The organism is Rhodococcus sp. KB6, assembly GCF_001445685.1.
In the GTDB taxonomy this organism is placed as follows: domain Bacteria; phylum Actinomycetota; class Actinomycetes; order Mycobacteriales; family Mycobacteriaceae; genus Rhodococcus_F; species Rhodococcus_F qingshengii.
The window spans coordinates 28,011-44,955 of record NZ_LNAK01000008.1 but is presented as its reverse complement, the minus strand read 5'-3'; the positions used below and the strand labels follow the sequence as shown (position 1 = coordinate 44,955).

The following is a 16,945-nucleotide window of genomic DNA, read 5'->3' as shown; positions in this document are numbered from 1 at the left end:
CGTCAGTGCAGGCGGTTCTGTGCGGCTTCCAACCCGAGTTCGAGCAGTAGCTCCACTGCATCCGCAGCCTCTTCGCATACGAGATCGAGTTCTTTTCGCTCCGTGGACGAGAACGGCTTGAGAACGTAGTCCGCCGGGTCCATGCGGCCCGGCGGACGACCGATCCCGACGCGCGTGCGCAGGTAGTCCTTGGTGGTCAACGAACTCGAAATGGACCGCAGGCCGTTGTGGCCGCCTTCGCCGCCGCCGAGTTTGAGTCTGATCGTCCCGAAATCGAGATCCAGTTCGTCGTGGACGACGATGATGTTCGCGGCGTCGACCGAGAAGAACCGTGCGAGACCGGCGACAGCGCCACCCGAGAGATTCATGTACGAGCGTGGTTTTCCGAGAATCACGCGCCGGCCGGCGAGGCGACCTTCGACGATTTCGGCGCCACTCTTCTTGTGTACGTTGAACTTTCCGCCCATGCGCCCGGCAAGGGTGCCGGCGACCATGAAGCCGACGTTGTGCCGGGTCTTCTCGTACTGGGGGCCGGGATTACCCAGGCCGATGACGAGGGCGGTATCTGTGCTCAACGGACGCTACTTTCTGGCTTGATTTTTCCTGCTACGCACGAACGGCGCGTCACTCCGAATCGGAATGACGCGCCGCGCGCAGTGAGTTCTGTTGGAACCGAGAGGATCAGGCCTCTTCTGCAGCCTCGTCGGCGGCGGGAGCTTCTGCGCCCTCTTCGAGGTCTGCCTCGGTGGGTGCAGCAACGACGTTGACGATCAGGGTGTCGGCGTCAGCCTGCAGGGTCGAGCCCTTGGGCAGTTCGAGCTGGCTGGCCAGGATCTGGGTGCCGATCTCGAGACCCTCGACCGAAACCTCGATCTGCTCGGGGATGTGAAGCGCGTCGGCCTCGATGGAGATCGTGGATGCGTCCTGCGCGACCATCGTGCCTGCAGCAGCATCGCCGACGACGATGACGTTCACGTCGATCGTGACCTTCTCGCCCTTCTTGATGACGAGGAGGTCGGCGTGCTCGATGTAGTTGCGGATGGGGTGCACGACGACCGACTTGGTCAGTGCAACCTGCTCCGTGCCCTCGATGTCGAGGGTGAGGATGGCGTTGGTGCCGTGTGCACGGAGGATGGCGGCGAAGTCGCGAGCCGGCACATTGAGGTGGCGGGGATCTTCACCGTGGCCGTACAGAACCGTGGGGACCTGGCCGTCACGACGTGCGCGGCGAGCTGCGCCCTTGCCGAATTCGGTGCGGACGACGGCGACGAGGTTGTTTTCTTCAGACATGATGAAACGGCTCCTACAACTCACGGGGTTCGTGCTCGGTTTACTGACGTGTGGTTTTGCCTGCGGCAAGGCGGACAGGCGCGCACACGGCCAGGAGCGAAACGCTCGAGCTGAGCCGTAGCCGCGTCGATCACGGTAAACCTGCAACGTGTGGAACTGCTGCGATTCACCCTCGCCGAGACAACTTCGGATACGTTACCGGAGTTTGCTCCCGGCCGCTAATCGCAGGTGGTGGGGACCTGGCCGTGTGGACGTGGTTCGCGTCACATCGAAAGCGGTAGCCTGACGGAGTGACCACCGTGGGGAACGCTCCCGAAGGCAGTCGGCTCGGTGCCGTCGTGCCGGGTACCGACCTGTCGCAGCATGCTCGCCTACTCAGTCGGGTGCACGACGCAGTTCTCTCCGGCCAGGAACCACCGGCGCAGCCGCGGACCGTCGTGGCGCGGTCGTGGTCGAGGGTGGCCGCCGGCGGGCTCACGCCGGATCACTGCGGTGCGTCTACTGTCGCCGATTTCTCCGAGTTGGAGGCGAGGCGTTCGCGTACCGCGCTGCGAAGCGTTCTGCCCGAACTGCGAACCACGCTCACCGAGGTCGCCGAGGACGCGGGCTTCATCGTGGTCGTTGCCGACGCCGACGGTGTCCTGCTCTGGCGCGAAGGGGCGAAGACCGTCAAACGTGCGGCGGACGCTCTCGGGTTCGCGGAAGGCGCACGCTGGTCGGAGCAGTCGGTGGGGACCAACGCGATAGGTACCGCGCTGATCGAAGACTCTGCGGTGCAACTCTTCTCGGCCGAGCACTATGCGCCCACGCATCACAATTGGTCGTGTACCGGCTCGCCCGTGCACGACCCACGGACGGGCGAGATACTGGGCGTGGTGGACATCAGTGGATCCGCAGCTTCGGTGCATCCCACCACCGTCGCGCTGGTGCGCACCGCGGTTCGCCTCGCGGAGGCGACGCTGTGGCGCGAGCACGCGGCTTCGCTCGAGCGCCTGCGCTCGCGGGCGGCACCGCTGTTCGCGGCAGGAACAGGTCCGGCATTGGTGGTCGACGAGTTCGGCTGGGTGGCCGGCGCCAGCGGGATTGCCGCGCCCGACCGTGTGGCAGCACCCAGTGCGGGAAAGCCAGTCATCGTGCCAGGTCTGGGGATGTGTCTGCCTGAGCCGCTCGGAGACGGCTGGCTGTTGCGCACCGGCGTCGGCGGGCCGTTGATCGAGCTGGAGCTGGCCTTCGGCGCATCGCCGCAGGTGACGGTGCGTGGTGACGCCAACTGGACGCGCGCGCTTTCGCCGCGTCACGCTCAGATCTTGCGGGCACTGGCAGCCGTCGGTTCGGCAGGTGTGGATGCCGCAGGCCTGAGCGAAGTGCTCTTCGGTGATCGCGAGCATGTCGTGGCAGTGCGCGCCGAGGTGTCCAGACTGAGGAAACACCTCGGCGCGGTCCTGCAGACTCAGCCGTACCGCTTTGCCGAGGGCGTGCGAGTTGTGGTGATCTAGCGCGCCGCGCTGATTCCGGCACGACGTCCGAAGAAGCTGCCGTCGCCGAGACTTGTCCCGCTGGCGTAACCGCCCGCACAGACACCGGACGTGCAGCGACCCGCTGCGAACAGTCCGGGGATCGGCGCACCCGAGACGTGCAGAACCTCGGAATCGACGGTGGTCTTCAATCCTCCCAGCGTGAATCCGCCTGTGCGGCCACGGAGATCGATTGCCGCGAACGGGCCGACGATCGGCTTCACCCACTCGGACTTCTTGCCGAGCACCGGATCCGAACCTTCAGCCGCGTGCCGGTTGTAGAGGTCGACGGTGGATTGCAGCGATCCGGCGGGCAATCCCATCTCGGCTTCGAGTTCCTCGACGGTCTCCGCCACCCAGCTCGGCTGCGCCCGCAACTGTGCACTGGACGATTCGGCATTCATGCCTTCCTCGTACGCAGCTTCGTCGATCACGAGGAATGCCTGGTTGTCCTGCTGGAACAGCGTTGCCTGGCCGATGCGGCCGGGGTAGGTGTCCTCGGGGATGTATCGCTGACCGCGGCCGTTGACAAGAATGCCGCGCACCATCAACTGCGGGTCGCAGAAGAACGCGACCTCGGTGGCGTCCATGTGTGCGGTGTCGGCGCCGAGTGCCTGACCGATCTGGATTGCGCGGCCGTCGTGCGCCTCGATGGAGGCCGCCGGGTGGCCGAAGATACGCGGTGCGTTCGAGCGCACCATCTCGTTGTTGTACGCGAAGCTGCCCATCGCCAGCACTACGCCTTTGCGGGCACGAATCGCGACATCCTTGCCGTAGCGCTTGGCGACGACGCCGACAACCCGATCGCCGTCTACCACCACAGTTTGGACGCGCAGATCGTATTCTGCTCGGACGCCGAGCTTTTCGGCCGTCTCGACGAGTGGCTTCATCAGCATGTAGCCGCCGCCCTTCTCGCCGGTGTTCTTCTCGGACATCTGCGGAACGTGTCCGCGGGGCGCGGGGTCGACGAGGGTGTTGAACGGCGCGGCGTTCTCGCCTCCCGAGTACATCAGGCCGTCGTCGTACGGCGGTTCCCAGCCGGGCTGACCCCAGAACGATTCCTTGAACGGGACCCCGGCGTCGACGAGCCAGTTGTAGTGATCGACGCTGCCCTCGCAGTACGCGTCGATCTTCGTATCGTCGGTTCCGGGGCCGAGCGCTGCCTTCATGAACGTCTTCATGTTCTCGACCGAGTCCTCGAACCCGCACGCCTTCTGCAACGGCGTTCCACCGCCCAGGTAGATGAATCCACCAGCCAGTGACGCGGCTCCGCCCCAACCGCCCGTCCGCTCCAGGACGAGCACCTCGGCGCCGGCACGAGCTGCTTCGATCGCAGCGGTGACGCCGGCGATGCCGTATCCCGCGACGACGACGTCGGCCTCGTAGTCCCAGGTGGTGATGTCGGCAGCGGAGATCGGTCTGACGGTGGGGTCGGCCATGCGAATAGTCCTCTCGGAAGGCGAAACTGCTGATCACCCCACAGTTGCAGTTTCGACTTCCGCAGATCAGGCATGGTCCCGGTCAACGGGAGGTTTGCAAACTCCTCACCGCGCCCAGAAATGTGTCCAGGTCGGCTTCGTCGACGAAGTAGTGCGGCGATGCGCGAACCACGGCGTCGAGTCCGCGGGCATCCATGTCGAGGAGGGTGGACCCGCGACCGCTGACGGTGACGGTGATGTTCTGTGCTGCAAGCTGATCCCGAACCAGGTGCTCGGGGATACCGTCGACGGTGAAGGAAACGATGCCGCTCAGCTGGGTTCCTCGATCGCGGACTTCGACTCCGGGAATCGATGCCAGCTCTTGCCTCAGCGTGACTGCTCTGGATTCGATCTGCTCCCACACCGTGTCGGTGCCGATCGAGAGCAGATAGTCGGCGGCGACGCCGAGACCCAGGCGCGCCGCGACACTCGTTTCCCAGAGCTCGAATCGTGTTGCGTCCGGTGCGGGTACGAAGATGTTCTCGCCGGTCCATTCCGCTCCGTGCAGGTCCATCGCAGCGGGTTCGAGTGCGTCGACGAGTCCGGGGCGGACGTACAGGAATCCGGTTCCGCGTGGCCCGCGGAGCCACTTGCGGCCGGTTGCGCTGAGGGCGTCGACGCCGAGTTCGGTGACGTCGATGGGCAATTGGCCGACGGACTGGCATGCGTCGAGCAGAACGAGCGAGCCGTGGGCCCTCGCGAGTTCGACGACCTCGCGAACGGGGTTGATCAGGCCGCCGTTGGTGGGGACGTGGACGACGGAGACGACGCGAACCCGATCGTCGAGCATGTTCTCGAGTGCGTCGAGGTCGATGCGTCCGTACTGATCGCTCGGGATGATCTCGACGTGGGCACCGGTCGAACGCGCCCGCCCCAGTGCAGCGATGGCGTTGCTCGCGTATTCGACTCCGCTGATGAGAATTCGATCACCGGGTCCGAGCGGAACGGCAGCGAGGAAGTCGTTCCACGCGCGGGTCGCGCTGTCCGTCAAAGCGATATCGGTTGCCTGAGCACCGATGACCCGGGCCAGCGAATGGGGAACAGCAGCGAGGGCGCCGCTCTGACGAGCAGCTGCGACGTATCCGCCGACGTCGGCTTCACGTCGCAGGTGCTCGATCATCGTGGCCGGCACCGGCTCGGGCGGGAGCGAGGATCCCGCGCTGTCGAGGAACACCTTGTCAAGGCATCCGGGAGTGTCGCGGCGGATCGTGTCGAGATCGAACATGGCACCTTCCGTTCATGTCGGTGTGGTTCAAACTACCTGTGAACGAAGCTGTCCCGATGGAGCGAAGACTGGGCACGGCCGATGCCGTGGTGATCGGCCTCGGCGCGATGATCGGCGCCGGAGTCTTCGTGGTGTTCGCGCCCGCTGCCGCAGTAGCCGGTACCGGGTTGCTTGTGGGCCTGGCGATTGCAGCGTTCATCGCCTACTGCAACGCGACGTCGTCGGCGCAGCTTGCGGCCAGATACCCCACTTCAGGTGGGACCTACGTCTACGGACGTGAGCAGCTCGGACCCTGGTGGGGGTTTGCCGCCGGCTGGTCGTTCGTGATCGGGAAGACCGCGAGCTGCGCGGCAATGGCCCTGACTTTTGCGACGTATGTTGCGCCTACGGCCTGGCGTGTCCCCGTCGCGGTATTGGTGGTGGCAGCGCTGGTTGCAGTCAACTATCGCGGAGTCACGCGGACGGCGCACATGGCCAGGGTGATCGTCGCCGTGTCGACGACGGCGCTGTGTGTAGCGCTGGTGGTTGCCGTCGTCGGTCCTGGTGCGGTGCGCGAGTTCCCGGACGTCGCGTTCGGGTCGTGGTACGGAATTCTGCAAGCGGCGGGGCTGCTTTTCTTCGCGTTCGCCGGTTACGCCAGGATCGCGACGCTGGGGGAGGAAGTGCGTGATCCGCGTCGAACGATTCCGCGGGCGATCCTGATCGCACTCACCGTCGCCGTTGTCCTCTATGCGCTGGTAGCGGTGGTGCTGTTGGTGACGCTGGGACCTGATCGGCTGGCGAATTCGGCGCGACCACTGGCAGATGCGGTGGGCGCAGTCGGTTGGAGTTGGGCCGTTCCCGTAGTGGTGATCGGTGCCGCGGCGGCGTCGGCGGGGGCGCTGCTGGCTCTGATCGCCGGCGTGAGTCGTACGGCGATGGCGATGGCCCGCGAGCGCGATCTGCCAGTGGCCCTCGCTGCAGTCCATCCACGGTTCGGGGTCCCTCACCATGCGGAACTTGTGGTCGGTGCCGTTGTGATCGCCTTGGTCTCGACAACCGATCTTCGTGGGGTGATCGGCTTTTCGTCGTTCGGAGTGCTGCTCTACTACTTCGTCGCGAACGTGAGTGCGTACAGCCAACGCGGTGTGGACCGGATGTATCCGAAGTGGCTGCAAGCGGTCGGCGCGGCTGGTTGTGTCGTTCTGGTGGTCACACTTCCGTGGATCGCGGTTGTTTCCGGCGCAGGTGTGGTTCTGGCCGGTTGTGGGTACCGGTGGATACGACTGAAGAAATTCAACGACACGTAACACCACAAAGGGTGCATCTCGGACGTTGGCGTTCTATCGTCGGTAGCGACCGCGAAGACCGCCCGAAGGGGAAGTCGAATGGTGACAGCAGCGTTGACAGCAGCACAGACCACGCAGGTGGATTCACGTCCTGCGGCCGAGGCCTACGTCGGTGGTGTGTGCTTCAAACAGGGGCCACCCCGTTTGGTCGGAGCTGAGCTCGAGTGGCTGACCAGCCAGGTTCCCGGTGGGGAGCGGCCGTCAGCAGCGACTCTGGCAAAGGCACTCGGGCGATACGCGCCCACCAGTATCGACCCGGATTCACCAGCGGTTCCGCTTCCTCGTGGCAGCCTCGTCACCGTAGAACCTGGCGGACAGATCGAACTCTCGTCAGCGCCGCGGACGTCCGCCCGAGAACTGTGTGACTGTCTCGACGAAGACCGTCGTACTCTCGAAACACTCCTCGCGTCGTACTCCATCGAAATCAGTTCTGCCGCGGCCGACGTCGCCCGCCCACCTTCCCGGATTCTCCGGTTGCCACGTTATTGCGCAATGGAATCCCGCTTCGCCGGGATAGGACCGTACGGCACCTTGATGATGTGCAATACAGCAGCAGTGCAGGTCAGTGTCGATGCCGGCGGCAGCCCGGAGTCCATTGCCCAGCGTTGGCGGCTCCTCGGGGACATGGGGCCGGCGCTCATCGCTGCGTTTGCGTGTTCTCCACGCTTGCAAGGGGTTCCGAGAGGGGATTGGGCGTCCCAACGCATGCGGACGTGGCTCGAACTCGATTCCTGGCGAACGGTCGCAGTCCCGGAAGTGCAGGACTACGCCGGCTGGGCGCTCGATGTTCCGCTGATGTGTGTGCGAAACGAGGGCGACGATTGGACGGCTCCGCGGGGTGCCACTTTCGGGGACTGGATAGACGGCGCTTTGGATGCCGAGATCGGACGCCGACCCGTCTGGGCGGACTTGGACTATCACCTGTCCACGCTGTTCCCGCCGGTTCGCGCTGTCGGCCATCTGGAGGTTCGCTACATCGATGCGCAGCCGGGAGATCTGTGGCGAGTACCGGTAGCAGCGATCGACGCGTTGCTGTCCGGGCCTGCCGTGATGCGTGAGGCGAGTGATGCCGCAGCGTCGACGGCCGGGAGATGGCGGGATGCGGCAGAGTACGGTTTGGACGACGTCGAACTGCGTTCGGCGGCAACCTCTCTGATGTCGCTTGCCGCGTCGTACGCGCCGGAGCCGCAGTTTGTCCGTCTTCTCGATGCCGCAGCCGAACGGTGTTGTCGCGCAATTGTGCCCGGTGAGAGCGACACATGACGGGGGAGATCACCAAGGAAGCGGTCGAGGCCGTACTTCTGCGAGCGCGTGAACGGTCGACGCTGCTCACCGACTGCGTCGACGATACCGAATTGGTCGCTCAGCATTCTCCGTTGATGAGTCCACTCGTGTGGGACCTGGCGCATATCGGCAATCAAGAGGAACTCTGGCTGGTGCGAGATGTCGGTGGCCGCGATCCGGTGCGTAGCGACATAGACGAGCTGTACGACGCGTTCAAGCATTCGAGATCGTCGAGACCCACACTTCCCCTGCTCAACCCGGCCGAGGCGCGCGAATACGTACGTACGGTTCGCGGGAAGGTCTGGGATGTGCTCGAAGCCAGCACCTTCGGACGCACAGAACTCGACATGGACGGTTTTGCCTTCGGGATGATCGCGCAGCACGAGCAGCAACACGCCGAAACCATGCTCGCAACACACCAATTGCGTTCGGGACCCACGGCACTCGTTGCCACACCCGCTCCGCAAGCGGCCCGCATGCCGGAACTCGACGAGGTCACGATCCCCGCCGGCCCCTTCGTCATGGGGACCGACGACGAACCGTGGGCACTCGACAACGAGCGCACTGCGCATCAGGTCTATCTCACCGACTTCGCGATCGACAGATTCCCGGTCACCAATGGGCAGTTCGTCGAATTCATCGAGGACGGCGGCTATTCCCGACCGGAACTGTGGTCCCGTGACGGTTGGCGGCATCGCGTCGACGCGAAGCTCCGTGCACCACTGTTCTGGGAACGCGACAGTTCGGGTTGGTGGCACGAGACTTTCGGCGTCGAGGCTCCGGTCCCACCGGACAAGCCCGTCGTGCATGTGAGCTTCTACGAAGCCGAGGCCTACGCGTGCTGGGCAGGCAAACGGCTTCCCACCGAGGCGGAATGGGAAAAGGCCGCGCGGTGGGATCCGGAATCCGGAAGATCGCGACGATTCCCGTGGGGGGACGTGTCCGCAGACGAGAAACTTGCCAATCTCGGTCAGCGCCATCTCGGTCCCGCCGGCGTCGGCTCGTACCCGGCGGGTGCGTCGGCAGCGGGTGTCGAGCAGTTGATCGGTGACGTGTGGGAGTGGACGTCTTCGGGTTTCCATCCGTATCCGGGTTTCCGGGCCTTCCCGTATCGGGAGTATTCGGAGGTGTTCTTCGGCGGCGACTACAAAGTGTTGCGAGGGGGATCGTTCGGGACCGACAGCGTTGCCTGCCGGGGGACGTTCCGCAACTGGGACCACCCGATCAGGCGCCAAATCTTCTCGGGTTTTCGCTGCGCCAGAACGATTTCGGGTAGATCCTGACATGTGTCGGCACCTCGGCTATCTCGGGCCGCCGCGTTCGGTTCGTGAACTCCTCCACGACGGCGAAAACTCACTGATGCGACAGTCGTGGGCACCTCGCGAGATGCGTGGCGGCGGGACCATCAATGCCGACGGATTCGGCGCGGTGTGGTGGAACGGTGGAAGGCAGGGACGGTACCGCAGTATCTCGCCGATCTGGTCGGACCCGACAGTCGACGAGACGTTGTCCCACATCATTTCCGGATCCGTTCTCGCCGCCGTACGTTCCGCGACGGAGGGGATGGCCGTCGAGATCGGTGCCTGCGCACCGTTCGTCGACGGAACCTACGCTTTCAGCCACAACGGAGCGGTATCCGGTTGGCCTGGCTCACTCGCCGACTTGGCAGCAGAAGTTCCGGCCGTCGAATTGCTGAAGATGCCCGCGCCGACGGATGCTGCCTTGTTGTGGACAGTGCTTCGGCATCGGTTGAAGTCGAAGCCCGCGGAAGCCGCCGTGACGAGCCTCGTTCACGATGTGGCTGCGGCGGCACCGGATTCACGATTGAACCTCCTGTTCGGCGACGGGCAGGAACTGTGGGCCACGGCGTGGGGCCACACGTTGTACACGCGGGTCGACGAGTCGCGGGCACTGATCGTTTCCGAACCGTCCGATGGTTCGCCGGACTGGGAGCAGGTGCCGGACCGGCACATCGCCTGCGCGCGTCCCGGCCATTTGATCGTCACCCCGATACCGATGGGAGAACAATGAAAACCCCTACGCTCGAGGTTTATCTGACACCGGCCGAATCGGTCGACGCATTGCGAGCCGAGGCCAGGGAGGGCTTGACCGCTACGCCGAAGTGGCTCTCGCCCAAATGGTTCTACGACGCGCGTGGAAGTGAACTGTTCGAGGAGATCACGGCCTTACCCGAGTATTACCCCACCCGTACCGAACGCGGCCTGCTCGCTCGGTACGCCGACGAGATCGCTGCGTTCACCGATCCTGAGATCCTGATCGAACTGGGTTCCGGTTCCTCGGAGAAGACGCGGTTGCTGCTCGATGCAATGACTGCTCGTGGAACTCTGCGAACGTATGTACCGCAGGATGTTTCGGTGACAGCACTGGAAGGCGCGGCGCAGCAAGTCGGTGCCGAATTCCCCGGCATCGATGTGGTCGGGGTGGTCAGTGACTTCACCGGTTCGCTGCATCATCTGCCAGGTGGTGGACGGCGGGCGGTCGCGTTTCTCGGTGGAACTCTCGGCAATCTCGTTCCGGCAGAACGCGCCGAGTTCCTCTCGGGCATTGCAGCGGTGCTCGATCCCGGTGAGAACCTGATCCTGGGCGTGGGATTGGTGATCGATCCCGCAGTCCTCGTGCCCGCCTACGACGACGCTGCCGGTGTGACTGCTCAGTTCAATCTCAATGTTCTCTCGGTCCTGAACAAGCAACTGGGAGCGAACTTTCCCTTGGAGGACTTCCGTCACGTCGCGCTCTGGGATGCCGAGAACGAGTGGATCGAGATGCGCCTGGAAGCACTTCGTGAAGTCTCGGTGCACATCGACGACCTGGATCTGGAGATCACCTTCGCAGCGGGCGAGCAGCTGCGCACCGAGATCTCGGCGAAGTTCACCGAGGACGGGATTGCCGCGGAACTCGCGTCCGCGGGCTTCGGGGTGCGGAAGGTGTGGACGGATCGGGATCAGCGCTTTGCGTTGTTGTGCGCGCAGCGGGCGTGAAGTGGGCGCTTGTCAGAGGATGCTGTCTCCCCCTAGAAGTGTCTCAAAAGTTCTGTAGGCGGCAATATTTGAGAAGTGTCGAGATTGAGATCTGCGGTGCCAGTATGGACAGCGTCCGACACCGGCGCAAGATCCACGAGATGCGCGAGTTTTACATAGGACTGGTCATCGCTCGCGCCGAGCGGATACTCCTGCTCGCCGGCCTTGCGCTCGAATTTTGACTGCGCCTCAGCGGGGTCGCCAGCCCAGATGAGATAACAGTCCTCTCGGTGGAAGCACCCGACCCCGTCATTCTTCCCCAACTCGAATATCGCTATGCCGAAGTACGGTTGATCTCGTGTCGGATGCTGAGTCATGCGATTGAACGTAGTGACATCGGAGCGCAAAAGGTATCGGTGAATACCCCGGGATTTCGCAAAAACTTGTCGGTGGGCGCCCGTAGAATCGCTCATATGTTCGAATCGAAGACTTCCGCGGACGCGCTGTTTCGGCAGCATGCGGAAATCGCGCGCGCCCACTTCCTCGAGATCGACGCGGTCACTGCGCTGTACTTGGACCGTTGTGAGGAGGATGCCGCGGTTGGAGTCAATGAGGCTTTTCGGGGTCAATTCGCGCACGTGGAGATCGCGTCGATACTGAGCATTACGGAGTACGCCGCGCAGAAAATGATTGCACTGGGATGTGACCTGCGCTGGCGACTTCCGCGGGTGGCGGCCGCTTTTGCTTGCGGTGACATCGATCTGGCCAAAGCGATGGCACTGTCCGAAGCTCTCGCCAACGTCTCCGAGCACGCGCTCGATGACATCGAGCGACTCCTCGTGGACGGTGCCTGCCGTGTAACCGGTAACAAGTTGAAGGCGCGCGCACGAGGTCTCATTGCTCGGCACGACCCTGATGGGGTGCGTGCCAGGCGAGTTCGTGCGGAGGCGGATCGGGACGTTCGGACGTGCGCGTCGCACGACGGTATGTCGACTCTGGACGGAATGCTTCCAGTGGTCGGCGCTCAGACTTTGGCCACGAGGCTCCGTGCGATGTCGATGCAGGTCTGTGGTTCCGATCCGAGAACTTTCGGGCAACGGCGTGCCGATGCACTGATCGCATTGGCGGAAGGAAAGACGTCGTTGGATTGTCAGTGCGACGGCGATTGCACCCGTAGGGATGATACGAAGACCTCCGCGCTCCCGATTGCGACAATTCTTGTGGGTGTCAACGCTTCCACCCTGCTCGGATTCGACGACCTGCCAGGCTATTTGCAGGGGTACGGCCACATCGATGCCGACCTTGCGCGCGCGATCGCCGCGGACGCCACGTGGCAGAGAGTCCTCACCCTTGCACCGTCCGAGGTGCAACATTGTTCGACTGCGGGGGCAGCCGGACCGGTGCTCGGCGTGGGTCGGTCGATGCGCTCACCGGAGATATTGCCCGCTGCGGCAAGGGATAATCGCTCGCGAAGGAACAGTGGTTCGCGGCGCGGTGAATCCACGTACCAGCCGTCCGCGGCGTTGGTGACGATTGTAAGGACGCGAGACGGTACGTGCCGCTTTCCGAATTGTGTTGTGCGTTCTGATAGTTGCGATATCGATCACACGGTGCCGTTCGATCACGGCAACCCCGCTCAGGGAGGGCCTACTGCAGAACGGAACTTGGCCTGTCTGTGTCGAAAACATCACCGACTGAAGACGTTTGGCAGGTGGACAGTGAAGCAAATCGGAGGTGGTCTTCTGGAGTGGAAAGATCCGTCAGGACGACGAACGGTTACCGCGCCCGTAGGCCCATTCTGTGACCCCGAACTGAGAGTGCCCGACGCGGCGAGACTGCATTTGACGGACGGCGATGCGCTGGAACGACGTTTCGGACTTCGGGACAGGGGAGTGGAAGCGGATCTCGAATACCTCCTGGACTGGAGTGTGCCCGGCTGGCGGAAGGCACGATCTGCATCAAGACGTAACGCATCCCCACTGGCGAACGCTTTGCCGGAGTTTGCCGACTTCTGAAGGGGTTTCGTTTCTCCTGTGGCCTGCGGGTATAGCGAGAGGGCCCGAAAAATGGTGTTTGTCTGTTTATAGTGAGGCGCAGAACGGTTTCCGACCCGAGGAGAACGCGTGCGTCATCCGAAGCTCGCCGCATTGACCGTGGCCCTGACTGCAGTACTGGTGATGCCGGTAACGCAGAGCGTGGCTCAACCATTCCCCTTCGACCCCGGCAGTTTCGGCAACGGAAGCACCGGATCGTTGGGGAGCGACGACCCGGACATACCCATCGAGGACACCCTCCCGCAGTTGTCGGTCACCACACTGGTCGACGGACTCGACCACCCTTGGGACGTGGTGGCGGCCCCGGACGGTGCAATCCTGACCGGACAACGATCCGGCGGATTCTTCGTTCGCCGAGGCGACAACACGACAGGTCCAGTCGCTGCTGACCTTTCGGATCTCTACGCGCAGTCCGAAACCGGTCTCATGGGTATCGCGCTTGCCCGCGACTTCGCTCAGTCGCGCACCCTCTACACCTGCCAGGGATTCAGCGCTGGGGGAGTCACGGACGTTCGAGTGATCTCGTGGACCGTCGACGCCGGATGGACCGCACTCACGCGAACCGGAACTGTACTGCCAGGAATCCCGGTCTCGTCCGGGCGTCACGGGGGTTGCCGAATTCTTGCGGCGCAGGACGGAACGCTGTTCGTCGGGACGGGTGACACCGCGACGCCGAGCGTCCCCCAGGATCCGAATTCGCTGGGCGGCAAGGTCTTGCACATCAACGCCGACGGAACTCCGGCGGCGGGGAATCCGAATGCTTCCAGCCCGGTCTACACGCTCGGGCACCGCAACGTCCAAGGCTTGGCCGTGCAACCCGGAACCGGCCGGGTGTACTCGGTTGAACAGGGCACAAGCGTCGACGACGAAGTCAACCTGCTTACCCCCGGCGGAAATTACGGCTACCGCCCGGATCGGCTTCCCGGAACGTACGACGAATCCGTGCCGATGACCGATCCCGTGCGAGTGCCGGGAGCGATTGCGGCGGTGTGGCGTTCGGGTAGCTCGACGTTGGCTACCGCCAGCGCTGCCTTCACCGGTGGAGCTGCATGGGGTGCCTGGGACGGTGCGCTCGTAATGGGTGGCCTCAAGAGCAAGGAACTGATCTTCCTCCGCCTGAGTGCCGACGGACGCTCGGTCGACGCGCAGACCTTCGGGTTGGAGAACCAGTTCGGTCGCTTGCGGTCGGTGACCCCGACGCCCGACGGCTCGCTCCTGGTGACCACCGACAACGGCGCCGGCGACAAGGTGCTGCGGGTGACGCCTACGCCCTGATCTTCAGTACCAGGCGATGACCCGGCACGGACCACCCGAACCACCCGCATGCGTCGGCGCTCCCACCATCACCGTGGCGCCGACGGCCGGAAGTGCGGACAGATTTGCGAGGGCTTCGACTGCGTACTTTCCTGAGCCCAAAGCGCTTCGGTGAGCCCCGTGGGTGGTGCTTCGGCCCGCGTCGATGCTGAGGGTGTCCGAGCCCACGGCGACGATGTTGCGCTCGCGGACGAGAAAGTCGATCGCCTCGGGGTTGAATCCCGGTGTGTGTTGCACGCCGAGTGCATCTCGATTCGTGAAGGCGCCACCGGCACCGGCCCGGGTATCCCAACCCGAGTTCATCGCAACCAGGCTGCGGGGAGCGATGGTCCCGTGGAGGGACTCCCAATCGAGGATGTCCTGGCGGGTGAGCAGTGTGTCGGGGTCGACGGAGGCTCGGGCACTGATGTCGACGACCGCAATCGGCACGACGAGGTCGGCGACGGGAATCTTCTCGACGGTGATTCCGTCCGCACTGGCGTGTGCGGGAGCGTCGATGTGAGTACCAGTGTGTTCTTCGAGGCGGAGTTCGTTGAGGTAGAAGTTTCCACCTGACCCGGCGGAGCCGAGCGAGCCCAGAGATCCGGCGGCGTCGGCGATCTTCGCCAGGTTCCTCATCTCGAACGAGCGCGCGCCCGGCCACACCGGGAACTCCGGCGTCAGTACGTGGGTCAGATCGACGATGGTCTGACCTGTTGGTGCTGCCGACGCAGTGGGCTGTACAGCGCCGGCCATGACGGTCGCGCCGAGGGCACCGGTGCCCAGCGCCGCGAACATCGATCGACGGCTGATCTTCCTGCCTTCGCGTCCTATCGATTCGTAGACCTCCGACAAGACCTTCGGTGAGCACATCAGAAACTCCAGATCACTGGGATCAACACCGTTGCAACTATCAGGAACCACAACAACATCGGGAGTCCGAGCTTCCAGTAGTCGCCGAACTTGTAACCACCAGGGCCCATCACCATCATGTTCGCGGGAGTGGCTACGGGCGTCAGGAAGGAGGCCGCGGCAGCGACGGTGACCGTCATCAGAAGGGGCAGCACCGAGATGTCGAGTTCGATGGCGACCGAGATCGCGATCGGCGTGATGATCAACGCGGTTGCAGTGTTGCTGATCAGCTGGCCCAGAGTCGCCGTCACGACGAAGAGTCCAGCGACGACGACATACGGGCTTGCCCCACCGACGACGTCGACAAACGCATGCGCGAGCTTTTCGGCCGCGCCGGTCTGCTGGATTGCGGTCGACAGCGGGATCATTCCGCCGACGAGAATCAACGTGGTCCACGAGATGGACCGATGCGCCTGCTCGACGCTGATGACTCGTAGCAGCACCATCGCACATGCCGCGAGGAGTCCGGCTATCGCGGACGGCACCAATCCGAACGTCAGCATCACTACCATCGCCGCAACGACGACGAGAGCGATGACCGCGCGGGTTCCCAACGGGGCTGCCTGCTTACGGATCTGGGCAGGTGCGTCGACCACGAGGACGTTCGGATCGACGGCGGTGTGGGTGTCGAGATCGTCCCAGCTTCCTTGCAGGAGAAGCGTGTCACCGGCCGCCAACTTGACGCCCTTGGGGCCGCAGTCCTCACCGGCGCGCTGGACTGCGAGTATCACCAGATCTCCACTGTCGGTCACCATGCCCGGAAAAGCCCTGTCGCCGATCATTTCCGAGCGCGGCGGGATGATCACTTCGACCACGCCGTCGTGCTTGGTGATCAAGGGCTCTGCGGACGGCGCATCCTTTCCCATGAGCTGATACTGCTTCGCGAGGGTCTTGGCATGCCGGCTCAGGTCAGGCGACATCGACGTCCCCGCACGATGGGGGAGGACGTGAGGACCGAGAAGTACGGCGATCGCAATCGTTCCCAATACGAGCGGCGCACCGACCAAGGTGAAACTGAAGAACCCGAAAGCACCGGCCCCGGATTCCTCGGCGGCTTCGGAAACGATGATGTTGACCGGTGTTCCGGTCAAGGTGAGCATCGATCCGGCATGGGCGGCAAATGCCAACGGCAGAAGCAGTTGTGACGTCGATTTACCGAGACGTACCGCCAAGACGACCACCATCGGTACCAACGCGGCTACGGCCCCGTTGACGCTGATCAATGCGGTCAACGCGGCAACCAGCAACATGATCGCACTCACGAGACGGACTCGGGATTCGCCGACTTTCGCCAGCAGTTTCTCGCCCGCCCACGTGGTGACACCGGTGGCGTCGAGGGCTTCGCTGACGACAAAAAGCGCGGCGATGAACACCACCGTCGGATCGCCGAATCCGGCGAGCGCCTGCTCCATCGTGATCACACCGGTGGCGTACAGCGCCAGGGCAGTGCCGATCGCGATGATGCCGACCGGGATTCGGCCGATCACGAACAGCGCCACGACCAGTGCAAGCACGACGAAAGTGATGGTGATGTCATTCACGATTCGTAAAGGTACCTGCTCATACAGAACGGCCCCGTCTCGCAAGTG

At 63.8% G+C, this 16,945-nt stretch carries 14 protein-coding genes; 8 read left to right on the top strand and 6 right to left on the bottom strand.

What is annotated here, in order from left to right; translation table 11 throughout:
• Positions 1-2 precede the first annotated feature (2 nt).
• Together pth and ASU23_RS01605 are read right to left on the bottom strand one after the other, a co-directional pair.
• A complete protein-coding gene (pth, locus tag ASU23_RS01610; RefSeq protein ID WP_003946229.1) occupies positions 3-575 on the bottom strand; it encodes an aminoacyl-tRNA hydrolase in 573 nt (190 codons plus the stop codon).
• 106 nt (positions 576-681) lie between these two features.
• A complete protein-coding gene (locus ASU23_RS01605; RefSeq protein WP_003946242.1) occupies positions 682-1,290 on the bottom strand; it encodes a 50S ribosomal protein L25/general stress protein Ctc in 609 nt (202 codons plus the stop codon).
• A 290-nt stretch (positions 1,291-1,580) separates the two neighbouring features.
• On the opposite strand from ASU23_RS01605, the gene ASU23_RS01600 reads away from it, so the two are divergent.
• Positions 1,581-2,786 (top strand): GAF domain-containing protein, encoded by a 1,206-nt coding sequence (locus ASU23_RS01600; protein WP_058037021.1) that lies wholly within the window; start codon positions 1,581-1,583, stop codon positions 2,784-2,786.
• Here the strand turns inward: ASU23_RS01600 and ASU23_RS01595 are convergent.
• Together ASU23_RS01595 and ASU23_RS01590 are read right to left on the bottom strand one after the other, a co-directional pair.
• Positions 2,783-4,243 carry an FAD-dependent oxidoreductase gene (locus ASU23_RS01595; RefSeq protein WP_058037020.1) on the bottom strand — a complete coding sequence of 487 codons (1,461 nt, stop codon included), beginning with the start codon at positions 4,241-4,243 and terminating at the stop codon, positions 2,783-2,785. The genes ASU23_RS01600 and ASU23_RS01595 overlap by 4 nt on opposite strands.
• 82 nt (positions 4,244-4,325) lie before the next feature.
• A complete protein-coding gene (locus ASU23_RS01590) occupies positions 4,326-5,507 on the bottom strand; it encodes an aminotransferase class V-fold PLP-dependent enzyme (RefSeq protein ID WP_058037019.1) in 1,182 nt (393 codons plus the stop codon).
• A gap of 14 nt (positions 5,508-5,521) precedes the next feature.
• Here ASU23_RS01590 and ASU23_RS01585 point away from each other — a divergent pair, with 14 nt between their 5' ends.
• The 7 genes from ASU23_RS01585 (at position 5,522) to ASU23_RS01550 (ending at position 14,426) form a co-directional block, all read left to right on the top strand.
• The gene (locus ASU23_RS01585; RefSeq protein ID WP_058037018.1) at positions 5,522-6,796 is read left to right on the top strand and encodes an APC family permease; all 1,275 of its coding nucleotides are present in this window, start codon (positions 5,522-5,524) and stop codon (positions 6,794-6,796) included.
• A gap of 78 nt (positions 6,797-6,874) precedes the next feature.
• Positions 6,875-8,098: an ergothioneine biosynthesis glutamate--cysteine ligase EgtA gene (gene egtA, locus ASU23_RS01580; protein WP_050654522.1), complete on the top strand. Its 1,224-nt coding sequence runs from the start codon at positions 6,875-6,877 to the stop codon at positions 8,096-8,098.
• Positions 8,095-9,402 (top strand): ergothioneine biosynthesis protein EgtB, encoded by a 1,308-nt coding sequence (egtB, locus tag ASU23_RS01575; protein ID WP_042920949.1) that lies wholly within the window; start codon positions 8,095-8,097, stop codon positions 9,400-9,402. Before egtA ends, egtB begins: the two co-directional genes overlap by 4 nt.
• Before the next feature lies 1 nt (position 9,403).
• The gene (gene egtC / locus ASU23_RS01570; protein ID WP_050654523.1) at positions 9,404-10,150 is read left to right on the top strand and encodes an ergothioneine biosynthesis protein EgtC; all 747 of its coding nucleotides are present in this window, start codon (positions 9,404-9,406) and stop codon (positions 10,148-10,150) included.
• A complete protein-coding gene (egtD, locus tag ASU23_RS01565) occupies positions 10,147-11,118 on the top strand; it encodes an L-histidine N(alpha)-methyltransferase (RefSeq protein WP_058037017.1) in 972 nt (323 codons plus the stop codon). Before egtC ends, egtD begins: the two co-directional genes overlap by 4 nt.
• A gap of 344 nt (positions 11,119-11,462) precedes the next feature.
• On the top strand, positions 11,463-13,112 hold the full coding sequence (locus ASU23_RS35225) for an HNH endonuclease signature motif containing protein (protein ID WP_082661280.1): 1,650 nt from the start codon (positions 11,463-11,465) through the stop codon (positions 13,110-13,112).
• Between the two features lie 108 nt (positions 13,113-13,220).
• Positions 13,221-14,426 carry a sorbosone dehydrogenase family protein gene (locus tag ASU23_RS01550; protein ID WP_058037014.1) on the top strand — a complete coding sequence of 402 codons (1,206 nt, stop codon included), beginning with the start codon at positions 13,221-13,223 and terminating at the stop codon, positions 14,424-14,426.
• 3 nt (positions 14,427-14,429) lie between these two features.
• On the opposite strand, the gene ASU23_RS01545 is transcribed toward ASU23_RS01550, so the two are convergent.
• The gene (locus ASU23_RS01545) at positions 14,430-15,317 is read right to left on the bottom strand and encodes a cyclase family protein (protein ID WP_030536286.1); all 888 of its coding nucleotides are present in this window, start codon (positions 15,315-15,317) and stop codon (positions 14,430-14,432) included.
• Complete coding sequence (locus tag ASU23_RS01540; RefSeq protein WP_007728891.1) at positions 15,317-16,897, bottom strand: SLC13 family permease; 1,581 nt, start codon at positions 16,895-16,897, stop codon at positions 15,317-15,319. The genes ASU23_RS01545 and ASU23_RS01540 overlap by 1 nt, the downstream gene beginning before the upstream one ends.
• Positions 16,898-16,945 lie beyond the last annotated feature (48 nt).